Consider the following 16,488-nt stretch of genomic DNA (forward strand, 5'->3'; position numbering starts at 1 on the left):
ATTCATTTAATAAATATGATTTTGATTGTTGACCAATTTGCAACATCAGTTTTTAACTTACTACAATACCGAACACTCTAAGCATCTGTGGTAAGTGATCATCAAGGTTCTTAATTTGACACTCCCCCGACTGTTTAAATTTCGCTTCGCTGATTTAAACAGTCGGGGGATTCTTAAGAGTCCACAAACGAACTCTTAACGGCGTAGTCAATTCGCCTCTACTGACTCCACTGAGGTCAAGACCCAATGTTGTCGCTACTTTAGAAATTATGTTTGCTGCTCCATTGGCATCTGCGTTAATGTACCAATTGTTTGCAGTACGGAATAATCCACGCTTTACTCGCTTACCTGATGACTTCCAACTATCGGGTTTTTCACCATGTTTGGGTAGGCTATCACTATCTATAAACGAGGCAGCAGAGGTATTGGCTTCTTCGGTTTCTACAAAATCAATTCCGTATTGTTGACAAAGTTGAGAAATACGTTCTTTGAGTTTGGCTGTAGGGATTTGAACAAATTTCTGATTAGCTTTACGCCCCATATTAGACTTATCTTTTTGTCTTTGGTTCCACCCAAAAACAATTCGACCAATACCATTTTTTAGGCAGTGATTAATAACTAGTCTTGCTGCTTTGTTCACAGCATCCTTTATCTGACGGTTACGTTTTTCGGTGATTGCAGCTAGTTGCTTAGACCAGAAACCTTGAGGTTAATTCTCTTTTAAAGTGGCAACTCGCTTGTTGTACCATTGATTGAGAGACTTGAGATGCTTCCCATCAATAATAAAACTTGTGCCGACATTGCTAACGCAAGTCAACCAATTATCAATTCCATGATCAATCCCTAGTACTTTGCTTACATCCAATTGAGATTTGGCATCTTCAACAGGATAAACAAATTCGCTATAAAAACATCTGTTTCTAGGTAAAATCCTAATTTCTTTGATATTTTCCCACTTCAAATTAGATGGCATTGGTAGAAAAAATGCGTCAATACCGAACCAAGCTTTTACCTGATTCCCTAGCGGAATTCTGATGCCTTCTTCTGTCAACTTTAACCATCGTTTAGGGTAAGTGACTGTGAATAGTCCGTTTTTGCGATATTTAGGCAGCGAGGGTTTGTCTTGAAGTTCCCCACACTTCCAAAGTTTCATTAACTTTTGGAATGATTTGAAAGCTTCTGCGACATTATTGCAAGTTTGCTGCGCTGAGGACACATACATTGCTCCAAAATGCCTGTTCTTGGAGCGAGTCATTTCAGCACATATTTCAGCACGTTTAATTATCTTGCCAGTCTTAAAATAGATTTGCCTAGCGTAGTAAACAGAACAGTTCCAAACCTTGTTAGACTCTGTGCATAGGTACTCAATAACAGCCTGAACATCAGGTGGTGCGTGAATTAACGTCTGTTGGCATCCATACATATTTTGTTGATATCTTTAGACTAAACGACAGTAGATCACAAGATAATGAAGCTAAATATGATGGTTGAAAAATGGCGAGACTTCATGCGTAAATAGACTTTTGAGTATCAGCACTATAATCACTTTGTAGGCTTGGCTATTTTTCATTTCGTTTTCATCCCAAAGCGGCGTAAACCAGTTTTAAAAGGTGAAGTCAGAAATCGTCTCTATCAAATATGGCAAGAATTAGCTACAGAGAAAAAGTGGAACATCCGAGCTTTAGAAATTGCCCCAGACCATATCCACTTATTTGTTGAGATTAACCCAACAGATCCAATTCATTTAGTTGTTAAGGCTTTTAAAGCGAGGTCTTCAAATTATCTACGCAAAGAGTTTCCTGAACTACTGAAACTGCCTAGTTTATGGAGTAAAAGCTACTTTTTTAGCACAGCAGGTAATGTTAGTGCTGAAATTATCCAGAAGTACATTGAAGACCCGCATCACTACTAGACGGCTGAAGCCGCACGAGTCACTTTTCCGCCTCGCTCTGAAGAGACGAGGCTACCAAGTTTCCCGCTTTTTCGGGTGTAAATCAGACAGTTCAATTTAATTGAACTCATATTTTTGATAGATACGTTGTTTCTCCCGCTTACGTGATAAATACTCCTCTTTTTCATAACCCCAATATTCTATATAAACTTTACCTGATGGAATATAGAAGTCACAGAAAACTTCTTCTTCTACAGGAAGCTTTCGTTCATAAGCATGAACAATATCCGCCATATATAACCAGTTATCGATTGCCAACTCTGCTTTTGAACGAACCCAGTGTCCGTCTGTTGTGCGGTACTCCCCCGCCTGAAATTTCTCACGAAAGCCTAAGCTAGCATTACTTTCAAGTGAGGTAGGCTTGACATCTTCATGTTGACTTGTTTTGCGGAGTTCAGCAACAAAAATTTGATTATTAAGAATTTCCTCTGGCCAAAGAACATAAGGCTTATTATTTTTCTCCTCATGCTTCTGAACTGCTCCAAAGCTAAGACCTAAACGTGTAGCTAGCCAACCATTCGGAACTTTATCTAGCAACCCTAATTCAGCAAGGATAGGATTAATCTTATTCCTAGATAAGCCTAGCTGCTCACTAATTTTCGTAGTTGACAGTAATAGGTTAGAAGAGGAAAGAGTAGCAGACTTAGAAGTGTTTGCATTACTCACTTTTAGATTATTTGCTTTCCAATGTTCATAGCAAAGCTTGTGACCTGGTTTTGAAACTGACTGGTTACAGCCTGGTACAGTACAAGTCTCCATCGTTTGATTTGTAGTTTTCAAGAGAATATCCAGACCATAACATCAACAAAATTTGCAAACCCCCGAATTAATACCTATCTGTATCTAATTTGGGAACGCGAAATGTTTAGTCACCAATTGGTGTGTATCTATAGATTCCTAAAAAAAACACCCTCCAGAAATGGAGGGCGCTTTTTTATTTAGCTAAGTTTCAGTATTAGCCGTTGATAGCAGGAGCGGTCAGAGCAACGGGGGTAACTTCACCAGAAGCCAAGTCTAAGGGGAAGTTGTGAGCGTTACGCTCGTGCATAACTTCCATACCCAGGTTAGCGCGGTTGATGACATCAGCCCAGGTAGCAATGACGCGACCTTGAGAATCAATCACAGATTGGTTGAAGTTGAAACCGTTCAAGTTGAACGCCATGGTGCTGATACCCAGCGCGGTAAACCAGATACCGACAACTGGCCAAGCAGCCAAGAAGAAGTGCAAAGAACGGCTGTTGTTGAAAGAAGCGTATTGGAAAATCAAACGACCGAAGTAGCCGTGAGCCGCAACGATGTTGTAGGTTTCTTCTTCTTGACCGAACTTGTAACCGTAGTTTTGAGATTCGGTTTCGGTGGTTTCACGCACCAAGGAAGAAGTTACTAGTGAACCGTGCATAGCGGAGAACAAGCTACCGCCGAATACACCAGCTACACCCAACATATGGAAGGGGTGCAACAGGATGTTGTGTTCTGCTTGGAACACAATCATGAAGTTAAAGGTTCCAGAGATACCCAAGGGCATACCATCAGAGAAGGAGCCTTGCCCGATGGGGTAGATCAAGAATACTGCGGTAGCAGAAGCCAAAGGTGCGGAGTAAGCTACGCAGATCCAAGGACGCATACCCAAGCGGTAGGACAATTCCCACTGACGACCGAGGTAGCAAGCGCAACCGATCAAGAAGTGGAAAATTACCAACTGGTAAGGGCCACCGTTGTACAACCACTCATCTAAGGAAGCTGCTTCCCAGATAGGGTAGAAGTGCAAACCGATAGCGTTGGAGGAAGGAACTACTGCACCAGAAATGATGTTGTTTCCGTAGATTAAGGAACCTGCAACTGGTTCACGGATACCATCGATGTCCACTGGAGGAGCAGCGATGAAAGCGATTACGAAGCAGGTGGTAGCGGCTAGCAGGGTTGGAATCATCAGTACGCCGAACCAACCGATATAAATCCGGTTTTCGGTGCTGGTGATCCACTCGCAAAACCGTTCCCATACACTGGTGCCAGAGCGCCGTTGTAAGGTTGTTGTCATTGTTTTATGAGTGCGATGTTAGTTTTGAGAAAATTAATCAGGTGAATTAATTGCACCTGTAATCACTCAGTGTACATGAATTTAAATTAAAAATATTATTGATTCTTTTCTACTTAACAATAGTTAATAAACAATAATTAGTAATTAACAGTAATTAACTTTTATTAAAAAATGTAACATTAAGGGTAGGCATTACCCACCCTTTCCAGCAATAAAGATTAATTAAAAATCAAAGTAGATATATGGTAAGCCGCCTTCGGGGGCTAATAACCAAACCGCGTAGAGGCAAAGAGGTACAAAGACAAGCTTAACGGGCCAGTTGAACTCTAACTTTAGCCGACTCTTGAAAGTATAAACTAAGGTCATAAGAACAGCTAAAACCCCCAATATCCAAGCAAGTTGGTATTGGCTGATATTTAGAGCTTCTACATAGACTTTTTGAGCAAACTGGACATCAGCAGGATGACCCCAGAGATGTTGAATTACCAAAGAAGATTCTTGGAGGTTGGGTAGGCGAAACCAAATCCAAGAGGTAAAAACCATAAGTTGAGTTAACAGCCAAGCTAAAAATATCCCCAGAGGATTTTGCCAAAAATGCTCTAAATTCTCAAAGCGCTCGCTTAAAGCATCTGTGAGTCGATGAACTATCAAAGCTAATCCGTGATATGCACCCCAAACGACAAAACCCCAGGCAGAGCCATGCCAAATACCAGCAATCAACATCACAATTAATAAATTCCAGCAGGTGCGCTTTAAACCCCGACGGGAACCACCCAAAGGAAAGTAGACATAGTTACGTAGCCAATCTCCCAGAGTCATGTGCCAGCGCCGCCAAAATTCCGCAATACTGGTGCTGAAGTAGGGAAAGTCAAAATTCTCAGGTAAAACTAAGCCAAATAGCAAAGCACTACCACGGGCAATGTCTACATAACCGTTGAAATCTAAATACAACTGTAAGCCATAGGCAAATGTGGCTAACCAGAGATCGGTACTACCTGCTCGTTGCAAGTTGCCAAAACATAAATCGACAAAAATACCCAAATGGTCTGCCAAAATTCCTTTTTTTACTGCACCTCTAGCAATCAACCACAATGCCTGTGCGACTATATCAGGAGTAGGAATTTGCAGATGATGGAATTGATTCGCTAGGTTGTGGTAGCGAGTAATCGGCCCGGAAATTAGTTTGGCGAAGAATAATTTATAAGCAGCGAACTTAATAAATTGTTCAGTAGCAGGCGCCCCACGATAGACATCTATTAAATAAGAAATGCACTCAAAGGTAAAAAATGAAATTCCCAAAGGTGCAATAAATTTAAAAGAAGCATCTTGTGAGTTTGTTGACCAAGGAAATACAGAACTCAACCAGGGTGCTAGGTATTTAAATCCTAACAGGAGTAAAACATTTAAAATTACCCCTAACCACAAAAGCTTGAGACGACGCAGATTCCAGTCGGCTTGGGCAAACTGCCACTCTTCGTTAGAAATTTCCCAGTCAAGAGAATGCTGTCCAGGTGAGGTATTTTTCCCAATTTCTCGCCCTAGACGAAAATTAATAAAAGTAAGCGTTAATAGTAGTGGTAGATACTGAATATGTAAAGATGAATAGAAAATTATGCTGGCAATCAACAGTATCCATAACTGCGATTTCTGTTCTGTCACAGTCCAGTAAATTACTAGCACACTCAGCAAAAAAAGCCCGTAAAAAATTGATATAAAGTTCATTTAAATAATCAAGTGTCCATAGCAATATTTCAGAGTTAATAGCCTATAATAAACCGTCAATATTCAATAGCCATTGCTTATTTTCTCCTTTAACTATTTTGTAGGCCAAGGAATCATTGGATCATGAGCTAACTTCTTCGAGACTTCGTAAGCTCCAAAGCGGTTGAGGTGGCTGGGGTCAGAAAAGTAGTTATTGATTTTTGTCCACAGATGACTGATATCTCGATAGATAAAGTTTGAATTATTAGACACATCCAACATATATTGTTGAAACTCTTGCTCGTACTTTTTACGTACTGGATCGAGATAATCTGCGGTAACGGGTAGGTTGATAAACACTAAAGGAATTTTTTTATCCTGTGTAAACCGCAGCAATGATTGGAAGGCGGTATCTTGTTCACCGACTACTTGGAAAGATTGATAATCGCTGTCGTAATTTCCTGAAACTCTGGGGTGTTTTTGATAATATCTAGCGGGATTGTAGCGGATAGACAAAGGTAGAAAACCATCAAAGTCAACCGCTTGTAAGGAAGTATCCTCTTCTGAGGAATCGGTTTTTAGCTGTGTGGGTGATGTACTTGCCTGAGTGCGATCGCTAGCTAAAGGCAACGAGTTGAGTTGTTTGCGTAGTAAATCTTTAATTTGGTCTCGGTTTTGGTAGCTAGCAGAAGCAGCAGCTACAGCCTGATTTAACCATTTATTGGCAAGCTGATAGCTACTCATTTCGGGCTTTTCTGTTTTAGTTTTTTCCTCGTCAGATGAAGTCTCAGAGTTTTCGGGTAAGCGATCGCTACTGTTTGTTGCCACTGCTTTCTGCAAAGCTTGTTTATAGCCTGCTGATGCAGCGATCGCATTAAAAGTGATATCTTTACGACCACTGTTAAAGGCACGGGAACCATCTGCCCAAATAATCAGCTTTGGTAGTTCCGATGGTTCCAGCACTCGGCGAACAATAAAGTCTACAACTTGGGCTGTAGCACCGTTAATACCAAAGTTAAATACATCAATGTTGCGATAACCCTGAGTTGCCAAAGCTTGAGAAAGGGCAGCTGGATCGACTCCTCTTAGCGCACGGGAGGAACCCATAATCAAAACCTGGGGGGGTTTACCAGTTTTAGCCAAACGCTGTTTATATAGTGCTATTTGCTCATCTAACTGCCTAGCATTAAAACTGGGCATTTGCGATCGCGCGGCTAGCAGAATTGCGGTTGCGGTTGCTTTTTCCTTCAGTGGTGCAGCTACTAGGCTTTCTGTTTGAGTTTCATCACTTTGGGTAAAGCCAGAAGCATTGAATGCAGAACTCTTACCTTCAGTCGGTTTAGTTTTAGAAGTGTTAGCAAAAAATACTGTTCTGTGATTTTGATTTTCCTGAAATTTTACAGATGGCTTTTCAGGAGAAGATGATGAAGTCAAAATACTAGCGACCTTTGGAGTACTAGGTACAGCAGTGCGAGTGATGCGAGACATGATTTGACCCAACACCCAATCGGTTTGAAGGGTGAGTAACAGCCCCAAGCTACCCCAGACCAAAGCGACTTTTAGGTTTTGAGAATCAAAATATGGCTCTGTTGATTGGTCAGGTTCTGCAAATAGCTGTGTTCTCAGCAGCCATTTCTTCACTGTGGTACTCACCGTTGTTACCCAATCTCGTGCTACCTCTGTAATCAAAGTTTGGATTTCTTCGGTAGTTAAGTCGGGACGCAGAATTGATTCATTGGTATCAGTAGTTACAAGCTCGTTAACGTAGATAGCAGTAGCAGCAAATTCTGGGGTAGCTTCTGGGACTAAACGTTGACGATGTACAAAATCTTCACCGTGATGCCAAACAGGTTCCTTATTACCTGCACGGCGACCGTAAACACGTACCCCCTTAATGTTAGGAATTTTTAACTGGCGGATAAACTGCACGACTGCGTATGCCACTTTTTTACGCTCTGGACAAACGGGTGCATCACACATAATGTGCAATAAATCACCTTTTTGGCGTAGCATGACACGAAGACCGCCTGTTTTCAGCCGTCTATCTAAATCAGGATTGAGTAAACGCTCTAGTAAAAAATGTACAGCAGGTTCATCGCCAGATATTGCTAAATCGAGGGCTGATGTAGCGAGGGCTGGATGCTCCGCAGCAGGTAAAGACAGCCAATCAATCCAAGCTGGCTGCTTGTCGGTGGTTGTTTTTCCATAGACAGTTGCGGCGAGAATACCTTGGGGCGCGATCGCTTCGAGTCGAGATGCGATCGTCTCCAAGCATAAAGTTTTATCGGGTGCTGAAGCGTTTTCTAAAGGGTCAAAAGCTGGGGTGCAAAAAATATGTAGAGTCGATTCTTGCAGAGTAGCTTGTACGGCTACTTGAGACTCTAACAACACCTCAGTTAACAGCCGGGCGATCGCTTGCACATCCCCCCAACGCGCCCATCCCTTAAGCATCACCTCTGGTGGTGTCAAATCCACCCGCAAAAGCCAATCAGGTGTAGTTTCGCCATTTACTTGCGAAACAATCACTGCATCCTGATAGCCTACCAGCTTGAGATGTCGCAACTTCTGGGATACTGGCTCTGCTAACAATAAAGGATCAGGACTATAACCCGAATAACAACATATCCACAGACGATTTGACTCTAGCTGACCCTTCATTGTGGGCTTTGGCGGCTTGACTTTTACTTGTACTGCCACACCTAAAGTACTCAAAGTTTCGCTAAGATAGCGAGCAATGGCATCTGGATTTCCTTGCTTTGCCAAACTTTCGTTAGAGAGAATTAACGCTCCACCCGATTGTTTGCTTTTTCTCGTGTCCGCTAATAGAGCTTGATTGACCTGCTCTAAGTGCCGTTCTAGTTGATTTAAATAAACCCGATGACACCATTGGGGCCGCGACTCCCCTTTTTTCCGACCGTAGACAAATACTTGGTATATTGAGGGTTGTTCGTTATTTGTCAGGACATCCAAATCTGTTTGCTGTATTGCTTGCAGTAAGTCCGACAGAGTACGCCAACGCTGTGGACACTCTATACCTTCGCAAAGGATATGTAAATCATTTCCCCGCAACCGGACTTTCACCCCGAAAGTGTTAATGCCTGTTGCTTGGCTTACCCATTGCACTAAGGATTTTTGGCGATCTAGTAATGCTGTTTTCATGGGCAGTTAACTTTAAAGGAAGCAAGTATTGGGGGATAGTGCCTGTACTTGTAAACTAGAACCATAGATTTATCACACTCGGAAGTTTGGTTTTAACACTTTTGTTACCTTATTAGCTTGCAAAATGGGCAAAGATAGTTATATACACTTGCAAGCCTTACTAATGTGGGATTTTCTGTTTATTTTACTAATCTGTAAACCAAGAATTAGCAATGTCTCCTGTTACCCAAAAGACCTCACCTAACCCCGAATTAAATTTGTTGCTGTTTAGTATTCCCCAATCTTTACTTCTACAAATAGGTACAGCGTCCATATTAATGCTGCTTACCGCAGGGCAAGCCACAGTAAAAACCCTAGAAGCTATGGGACAAGCCAGTGAGGAGTTGTTTCGGGGCGATCGCCTACCCATACTCGACTTTCCAGAAGATAACGAAATAAATAATAGTTAAAAATTTTACTCTAAAAAATGGTTTACGCAGGGCAAATTCCATAATTTTTGCTTGCTGACCCCAGAATCCTCAACAATAAACGTCTTTGCAAGAATAAAGAATATGAGTTCCCTTTTATACTCTTTGTCTCACGCGGCGAACATCTATCCCGCATCAGAATTATTTTTGCGTCGTCGCCTCCAAATAGTGGAGGAATTATGGGAAACGGTTCTGCGGCAAGAATGTGGTCAAAAAATGGTGGATTTATTGCGGCAACTGCGCGATCTGTGTTCGCCAGAAGGACAAACCACTAATGACCAAGCATCGTCTGCTGTCAAGTTGATTGAACAACTAAACATCAATGAGGCAATCAGGGCAGCTCGGGCCTTTGCTCTGTATTTTCAGTTGATCAACATCATAGAGCAGGAATATGAGCAACGGCAGCAACTAACTCGTTATTCTGACGCAGAAATAGAAGCAGAAGAGTCAGAGAATCTACCAAATGTTACTTATTCATCCAACCAGAGCGAAAATGATGTACCTGTAGCGAAGGCGCTAGGAGCAGATCTACTAGCAAAGACTTGGGCCGCTAAACAGAAAGAAAAACAAAAAGGTACGTTTGCTGCTTTGTTTCCCTATTTATTCAAACTGAATGTACCACCGCAGCAAATTCAACGCCTCATAGCACAATTAGATGTGCGCTTAGTGTTTACAGCTCATCCCACGGAAATTGTTCGTCATACCATCCGAGATAAGCAGCGACAGGTAGTAAATTTATTGCAACAGCTAGATACGGTAGAAAACCGTACTGCAAGCACAATTGGAGGCTATCCTTGGGAAGCGACAGAATTACGCGAACAATTACTTGAAGAAATTCGCTTGTGGTGGCGCACGGACGAACTCCACCAGTTCAAGCCTACAGTACTCGATGAAGTAGATTATGCCTTGCACTACTTCCAAGAAGTTCTATTTGACGGCATTCCCCAACTGTATAAGCGGTTTAAATATGCTCTTGAGAGAACCTTTCCTTGGTTGGAACCACCCCAGAAAAATTTCTGCTCTTTTGGCTCTTGGGTAGGTTCAGATAGAGATGGTAATCCCTCGGTAACACCAGAAATCACCTGGCAGACAGCTTGCTATCAGCGCAAAATGGTTTTGGAAAGATATATTCAGTCAGTGAAGCAACTGGTTGAATTACTAAGCGTGTCGATGCACTGGAGTGATGTCTTACCAGATTTGCTGGAATCACTAGAGTTAGATCAGTCACATTTGAGCGAAGTATATGATGCGCTGGCACTACGTTATCGCCAAGAACCTTATCGGCTGAAGCTTTCTTATGTGCTAAAACGGCTGGAAAATACCCGCGATCGCAATTTAGCTTTGTATAAGCGGGAAATGCCAAAAAATGAAGACAAACCGATGTATCGTTCGGGGTCGGATTTTTTAGCAGAACTGCGGATGATTCAGCGCAACTTGACCGAAACCGGTTTAAGCTGTCGGGAACTAGATAATCTGATTTGTCAGGTAGAAATTTTTGGCTTTAACTTGACACAGTTGGATATTCGCCAAGAGTCTTCACGTCACTCAGACGCGCTGAATGAAATTCTGGAATATCTGCAAGTTTTACCCCAATCTTATAATGAATTATCAGAAGCACAGCGAGTTGCTTGGCTAACTGGGGAATTACAAACTCGCCGCCCCTTAATTCCGGCAGAGTTGCCATTTTCGGAAAAAACTAATGATGTAATTGAAACCTTTCGCATAGTGCGATCGCTACAGCAAGAGTTTGGTATTCATATCTGCCAAACTTACATTATTAGTATGTGCCGCGAAGTCAGCGACGTTCTGGAAGTTTTACTTTTAGCTAAAGAAGCTAGACTTTTTGACCCCGCAATTGCTGTAGGTACAATTCAAGTAGTTCCTCTTTTTGAGACGGTAGAAGACTTGCTACGCTCTAGAAGCGTGATGCAGCAGTTGTTTGAACTACCCTTATATCGTGCTTTGCTAGCTGGAGGCTACGCCGCAGACACGGGGAAACAATCCACCGCATCATCCCATCTCCCCGTATCCCCCGCTACTTGCCCTCTCACCCTTAACCTACAAGAAGTGATGCTAGGTTATTCTGACAGCAACAAAGACTCAGGCTTTTTAAGCAGCAACTGGGAAATTCATAAAGCCCAAAAATCACTTCAAAAAATTGCAGAACAGTATGGCGTGAATATGCGGATCTTTCACGGCAGAGGCGGTTCTGTTGGACGAGGTGGTGGCCCGGCTTATGAGGCGATTTTGGCTCAACCTGGTCATAGTATTAACGGACGAATTAAGATTACTGAACAAGGGGAAGTTTTAGCTTCTAAATACTCTCTGCTAGACTTGGCTTTGTACAATTTAGAAACGATCACCACTGCGGTAATTCAAGCCAGTCTGCTGCGGACAGGTTTTGATGATATCGAACCTTGGAATGAAATTATGGAGGAGCTAGCAGCGCGATCGCGTACTCATTATCGCTCCTTAATCTATGAACAACCAGATTTCATTGACTTTTTCCACCAAGTCACCCCAATAGAAGAAATTAGCCAATTGCAAATTAGCTCCCGTCCAGCGCGTCGTCCATCTGGTAAGAAAGATTTAAGTAGTCTTAGAGCAATTCCTTGGGTATTTAGTTGGACACAAACTAGGTTTTTATTGCCTTCCTGGTACGGTGTGGGTACAGCTTTGCAAGAATTCTTGAACGAAGAACCAGAAGAACACTTAAAGCTGCTGCAATACTTTTATATTAAGTGGCCTTTCTTCAAGATGGTAATTTCTAAGGCAGAAATGACCTTGGCAAAAGTAGATATGCAAATGGCACGTCATTACGTCCAGGAGTTGTCGAATCCCGAAGATAAACCCAGATTTGAGAAAGTTTTTGAGCAAATTGCTAGCGAATTTTATCTCACTAGAGATTTGGTGTTAAAAATTACTGGCCACAATCGGCTTTTAGATGGCGATCCTGTACTACAGCGTTCAGTGCAGTTACGTAATGGCACGATTGTACCGCTAGGTTTTATCCAAGTTTCCTTACTCAAGCGCCTACGACAGTCACGGAATACTGCCACATCTGGGGTAATCCACTCTCGTTACAGTAAAGGCGAATTATTGCGAGGGGCATTGTTAACCATTAATGGCATTGCCGCAGGTATGAGAAATACAGGTTGAAAACACACTAATCAGTGTCTAGTTATCAGTAAGCAGTGTTTGAATGTTAACTGACAACTGATAACTGACTAATAACTAATGGCTAACAAGCGAATTTTAATTTGTACTTTGGTGGCATTATCATCAGGATTTTTTGGACTTTACTTCGGTGGACAAATCACATTCATATTTCATAGCCAAAAGTGTCAAAACCAGCCTTGGGGCTTAAAGGAGATGTGTAACACTTGGGTAGCACCAGGAGCAATGTGGCAAGGTAGCACAACAGGATTATGGATAGGCACAGTCTTGGGAGCATTTGCCGCTGGTTTGGCAACTCGCCAAGCTTGTAATTAAGCTGGGGACTGGAGGCTGGGAAGCAGAGGGACAGGGAGCAGGGGAGGTAGCAACTCAGCACTCAGCACTCAGCACTCTTTCAAATCAGTGGGTGTTTGCAAATGGCTCAAGGTTTTCCAGGAGTGAGTGCTGCTATCGAAACAGCGCCAAGTTCCTCCTTTGGCTTCTTTGTAGCAAAAAAGAGTGCGATCATGACCGTCTAAATAGTCAGTTAAATAATATACAATCCCTCGAAACGGATAAGTTTTGCGGCTGAGACGCTTGGCCACTGCTTGATTTGGGCATTCAACGACGAAAACTGTTTTTCCATCTAGGTGAGCCAAAGAGAAGATACACATCCGCAAAATGGCTCTGAGCCAACTTTCAGAGTTGTCAAAATAGTCGTCTATGATTTTGTTAGTCAGAGCTTGTTCGAGGGTACGATCCTGATCGTAAGGAGTTTGAGCATCAGACATAGCATCACCTATTGCTACACCGTTGGTTTGAGATTAAACCAAAATCTTCAAAACTGACAACAGTATAGTCACTTTCAATGCCAAACCATTGAAATCATTTTATGGGAGCAAAAAAAGCTAGCGCAGCACCGAGTTCCGTAATTGGTTTTTAGTGTGAGCAAGGCTGGTAAAATCTACCTATAGCCTTCTGAGCGAATTGTCATGCCTGCTGAAACTAATCCAGTAAATCAAACAACTACAGGTGCTGATGCTATTGATGAAGCGATCGCACAAGGAATTGATTTTGACGGTTCTCCTATTCCAGTTGCCAAACTCGAACTGTATAACAAAGTGATGGCGCTGGAGGCAAATAGACAACGTAGTGGTGTATCTAACACCATGCGATCGCGCATCGTGCGTATTGGGGCCAAACATATTCCCCAAGCAGAACTTGATACATTGCTTGTAGAAGCTGGCTTTGCACCCTTAAAAGAAAAAGAAATTGCTTTTTTTTACAGCGGCAAGTAATTAATAATTAGAGATTTTTAAACTCCACCTGCAACTCTACCTCAGCCACGGGAAGAGATGCAGGTGATATTTTTTGAAACTACATACGCTCAAAAATTACAGCGTTCTGACACTCAACACTTGCGGTGGTGTTGAATCTGGTGGATAGATTAAATCTACCTGCACCATTCGCTGAGTTGAAGGTGGCAGCACAACCTTTAGTAACGGTTCTAAAACCTGGCCTGTTCTGTGCCATAAATGCACGTAGCGCGTCTTTTGTTGTCCTTGGTCATCGATATAACGTAGCCGCACACTACCACGGAAAAAGGGAAAATCTAGGGATGGTTTGCGTAAGCGTAGACCACCTTGAGATAATTTATCTTCCTTTAAAGGTGTTTCTAAAGTAACGGTAACTGTTTGGGTTTGATTAGTTGTATTGCTTAATGGCAAGCTGAGATTATATTCCACTCCATAATTGCCGTGGGCTTCGTATGCGGTATCTGGATAACGTACCAGCATCTTTGCTGTTTGGATTTGTTCAGTACCCAATCGACCACCTCGTAGAGTGTCTAAAGCATAAGAAATTACTTTGCCACGCTGAGGAATTGTAAGAGTTTGGGCTTTGGAATCTACCAGTTTGGCTTGCCACTGGGAACCTTGGGACACACCAGCTACACGCCCATAAATCAGTTGTCCACTAGTAGCATCTGGAGGAGTAGGGGTTTTATCCCGTGGCCCTGCAAAGGTTCCGGTATTTAATAGAGTTTGCCATTCTCTGAGAGTGGGTGCGCGTTCACTACCATCAGAATTTTTCCTAGCGAACATTGCCAAGCTAGCTGTATAAACTTTGCCACTACTACGCAGCCTCATAAAGCTAGAGCGTCCATTCACAGGCTTTTCCAGATTTTTTACGGGAATTGGATGATTTAGTAACAATCGGCTTTGTCCAGGTGGAATTACCAGCTTTGCCGGGAAATCTGCTTGCCTAATACCTCGCAATACATCACTAACGGCGCGATCGCCTGGCCCTGAGAAAGCTTTACCATCATTATTTTCTACGTAGGAAGGTAAAGTGGTAAAGGGCGCATCCTGCATCAAACAACTCGCCGCTTGTAAAATATTCACCGACACGGTTTTTTTACCTGGGTTATGCAAAATTACGCCTAAGTACAGCGTCTGTAAATCCTTGGGTGTGTGGATATAGTGATGAGCAAATAAGTCAAAGCGTCCCTGAAAAGGAAAATTAAGGTGTGCTGCTGGAGTTTTTTTACCAGTAGGGGAAAAGGTTGACAGTAAAATGCCCTCAGTTTTTACCCATTCTGGGCTATTGCTGTTAAAGACAGGTATTGTATCCAACTTCCCAGGTAAAGCACGTACTTCTCCTGGTTGCACAATTTCTTGAGGTGCTGGTTTGAGCGAAGTTTGGGCAACTGCTGAACCGTCACTAGGACGATTTAATTTAAAACCTGTGCATCCAAAACTTTGGGCGATCGCAAGTCCTGATAACAGTATGAATATAGTTGCAGATAGTTTGTTTTGTAGCTGATTAGCAGGCATAAATATTACTTTTCAAGGAAGCTTTAGTGTCAAAAATGACCCATTTTAACTACAAGTTCCTTGAGACTGATTTCTGAGAAGCACTCAACACTTACGTAACAAAATTGTTATGAATTATTAGAAAAATTTAACATACAGCAGTCCTAAATCATTCGTAAAATTTTCTTCTGCCACTCTCTGCGCTCTTTGCGTCCTCTGCGGTTCGCTAACAAGAGAAAAATAACCTGTTTTGTTAAATAATTTTCTCTTGCACACACAGCTTATAAATAATCAAAAAATATTTCTGGCACTAACCTTAATTCGCTAGATTTAAACCGATAAATATCTATCCAAAGCGCTCTATGCTTATGATTTGCTGACTCTGAAAAAATTAAGCTTTCTAATTGATAAAATTTAGGGTCTGCAAAATCGCATTGATACAGTTGAATTACTTCATGCCCTTGTCTCCCATTGAACATAAACAGGTTTTCTATACAACCCAAATAGCGAATATTTGTTAATTCTGCCTGAATTTCTTCTTGAAATTCTCGTTCTAAAGCTGCGCGACTAGTTTCACCAAATTCAACACCACCACCTAAAGCACGATAAAATGTTGACTGTTTTGTGGGGTCGTAACCTTCAGAAACAAAAATGCGATCGCCATCACGAATTAGTCCCAAGACTAACATCCGAATTTCGCCTGGTTTGTTCATTGGTTTAACTTAAATAATTAATTATCGTACATGGAGTAAGAACGGCTGTCGCTATCCTCAACGGGCCAGTCTGCATTTTCACCGCCAATGTACAATTCTTCAACAGTGACATATTCCTCGCTCAGTTGTTTGAGAGCATTAATTAAAATATCCAAAGCGATCGCATCACTGGTTCCTAAATCAAACCAACAACGTGCCCACTGCCCCTCATACTCAATCTCACCCATGTTATGCATCAGCGCTAGTAAGCTTTTGTCATATCCTTGGGAGTCGTAATTCATATAGCTGATATCCAACCCTGTTTCCTGCACCTGGAGATTTTCTGCATTAAATGCACCCAATTTGCCCAGATAAAACCAGGAATTAAAAACCTCTTCTACATACTGCTTTTCACGACCAGAAGGAATGGTGCTAAATTTTAGCCAAATCCATACATCAAAAGGATTAAACTCACGAAACTGGATGTGCATTGCTGTCAAATATGTGAATT

The 16,488-nt window shown here is 42.0% G+C and carries 14 protein-coding genes and 1 pseudogene; 5 read left to right on the plus strand and 10 right to left on the minus strand.

The genetic code is table 11. The features are described 5' to 3' along the window. Positions 1–154: 154 nt before the first annotated feature. On the minus strand, positions 155–640 hold the full coding sequence (locus tag AC5JL8_RS15790; RefSeq protein ID WP_495880109.1) for an IS200/IS605 family accessory protein TnpB-related protein: 486 nt from the start codon (positions 638–640) through the stop codon (positions 155–157). 69 nt (positions 641–709) lie between these two features. Beyond that, positions 710–1,216 carry a transposase gene (locus tag AC5JL8_RS15795; protein WP_495880110.1) on the minus strand — a complete coding sequence of 169 codons (507 nt, stop codon included), beginning with the start codon at positions 1,214–1,216 and terminating at the stop codon, positions 710–712. Positions 1,217–1,528: 312 nt separating this feature from the next. On the opposite strand from AC5JL8_RS15795, the pseudogene tnpA reads away from it, so the two are divergent. Continuing rightward, positions 1,529–1,912, plus strand: a pseudogene (gene tnpA, locus AC5JL8_RS15800) (IS200/IS605 family transposase); the annotation flags it as partial. A gap of 96 nt (positions 1,913–2,008) precedes the next feature. On the opposite strand, the gene AC5JL8_RS15805 reads toward tnpA, so the two are convergent. The 4 genes from AC5JL8_RS15805 to AC5JL8_RS15820 all read right to left on the minus strand — a co-directional run bounded on the left by AC5JL8_RS15805 (position 2,009) and on the right by AC5JL8_RS15820 (position 8,849). Beyond that, the gene (locus AC5JL8_RS15805; protein WP_495880111.1) at positions 2,009–2,731 is read right to left on the minus strand and encodes a hypothetical protein; all 723 of its coding nucleotides are present in this window, start codon (positions 2,729–2,731) and stop codon (positions 2,009–2,011) included. 175 nt (positions 2,732–2,906) lie between these two features. Next, positions 2,907–3,989 (minus strand): photosystem II q(b) protein, encoded by a 1,083-nt coding sequence (gene psbA, locus AC5JL8_RS15810; protein WP_495880112.1) that lies wholly within the window; start codon positions 3,987–3,989, stop codon positions 2,907–2,909. A 222-nt stretch (positions 3,990–4,211) separates the two neighbouring features. Then, entirely contained in the window at positions 4,212–5,711 is a 1,500-nt protein-coding gene (locus tag AC5JL8_RS15815; RefSeq protein ID WP_495880113.1) for an MBOAT family O-acyltransferase, read from the minus strand. Positions 5,712–5,804: 93 nt separating this feature from the next. Continuing rightward, positions 5,805–8,849, minus strand: a complete 3,045-nt coding sequence (locus tag AC5JL8_RS15820) for a DUF1574 family protein (protein ID WP_495880114.1) — start codon at positions 8,847–8,849, stop codon at positions 5,805–5,807. A gap of 212 nt (positions 8,850–9,061) precedes the next feature. Here AC5JL8_RS15820 and AC5JL8_RS15825 point away from each other — a divergent pair, with 212 nt between their 5' ends. From AC5JL8_RS15825 to AC5JL8_RS15835, 3 genes are all read left to right on the plus strand, one after another. Continuing rightward, complete coding sequence (locus tag AC5JL8_RS15825; RefSeq protein WP_495880115.1) at positions 9,062–9,298, plus strand: hypothetical protein; 237 nt, start codon at positions 9,062–9,064, stop codon at positions 9,296–9,298. A gap of 102 nt (positions 9,299–9,400) precedes the next feature. Then, a complete protein-coding gene (ppc, locus tag AC5JL8_RS15830) occupies positions 9,401–12,475 on the plus strand; it encodes a phosphoenolpyruvate carboxylase (protein ID WP_495880116.1) in 3,075 nt (1,024 codons plus the stop codon). 78 nt (positions 12,476–12,553) lie between these two features. Further along, the gene (locus tag AC5JL8_RS15835) at positions 12,554–12,808 is read left to right on the plus strand and encodes a hypothetical protein (protein WP_495880117.1); all 255 of its coding nucleotides are present in this window, start codon (positions 12,554–12,556) and stop codon (positions 12,806–12,808) included. Positions 12,809–12,876: 68 nt separating this feature from the next. Here the strand turns inward: AC5JL8_RS15835 and AC5JL8_RS15840 are convergent, their stop codons facing one another. After that, the gene (locus tag AC5JL8_RS15840) at positions 12,877–13,263 is read right to left on the minus strand and encodes a hypothetical protein (protein WP_495880118.1); all 387 of its coding nucleotides are present in this window, start codon (positions 13,261–13,263) and stop codon (positions 12,877–12,879) included. 201 nt (positions 13,264–13,464) lie between these two features. Here AC5JL8_RS15840 and AC5JL8_RS15845 point away from each other — a divergent pair, with 201 nt between their 5' ends. Further along, complete coding sequence (locus AC5JL8_RS15845) at positions 13,465–13,770, plus strand: small RNA NsiR4-regulated ssr1528 family protein (protein ID WP_495880119.1); 306 nt, start codon at positions 13,465–13,467, stop codon at positions 13,768–13,770. Between the two features lie 96 nt (positions 13,771–13,866). Here the strand turns inward: AC5JL8_RS15845 and AC5JL8_RS15850 are convergent, their stop codons facing one another. The 3 genes from AC5JL8_RS15850 to AC5JL8_RS15860 all read right to left on the minus strand — a co-directional run bounded on the left by AC5JL8_RS15850 (position 13,867) and on the right by AC5JL8_RS15860 (position 16,468). Next, positions 13,867–15,306, minus strand: a complete 1,440-nt coding sequence (locus tag AC5JL8_RS15850) for a DUF3370 domain-containing protein (protein ID WP_495880120.1) — start codon at positions 15,304–15,306, stop codon at positions 13,867–13,869. 260 nt (positions 15,307–15,566) lie between these two features. Then, the gene (locus AC5JL8_RS15855) at positions 15,567–15,998 is read right to left on the minus strand and encodes an NUDIX hydrolase (protein ID WP_495880121.1); all 432 of its coding nucleotides are present in this window, start codon (positions 15,996–15,998) and stop codon (positions 15,567–15,569) included. Between the two features lie 17 nt (positions 15,999–16,015). Further along, positions 16,016–16,468 (minus strand): DUF3531 family protein, encoded by a 453-nt coding sequence (locus AC5JL8_RS15860; protein WP_495880122.1) that lies wholly within the window; start codon positions 16,466–16,468, stop codon positions 16,016–16,018. Positions 16,469–16,488: the final 20 nt, after the last annotated feature.

This window comes from Mojavia sp. (genome assembly GCF_059505145.1).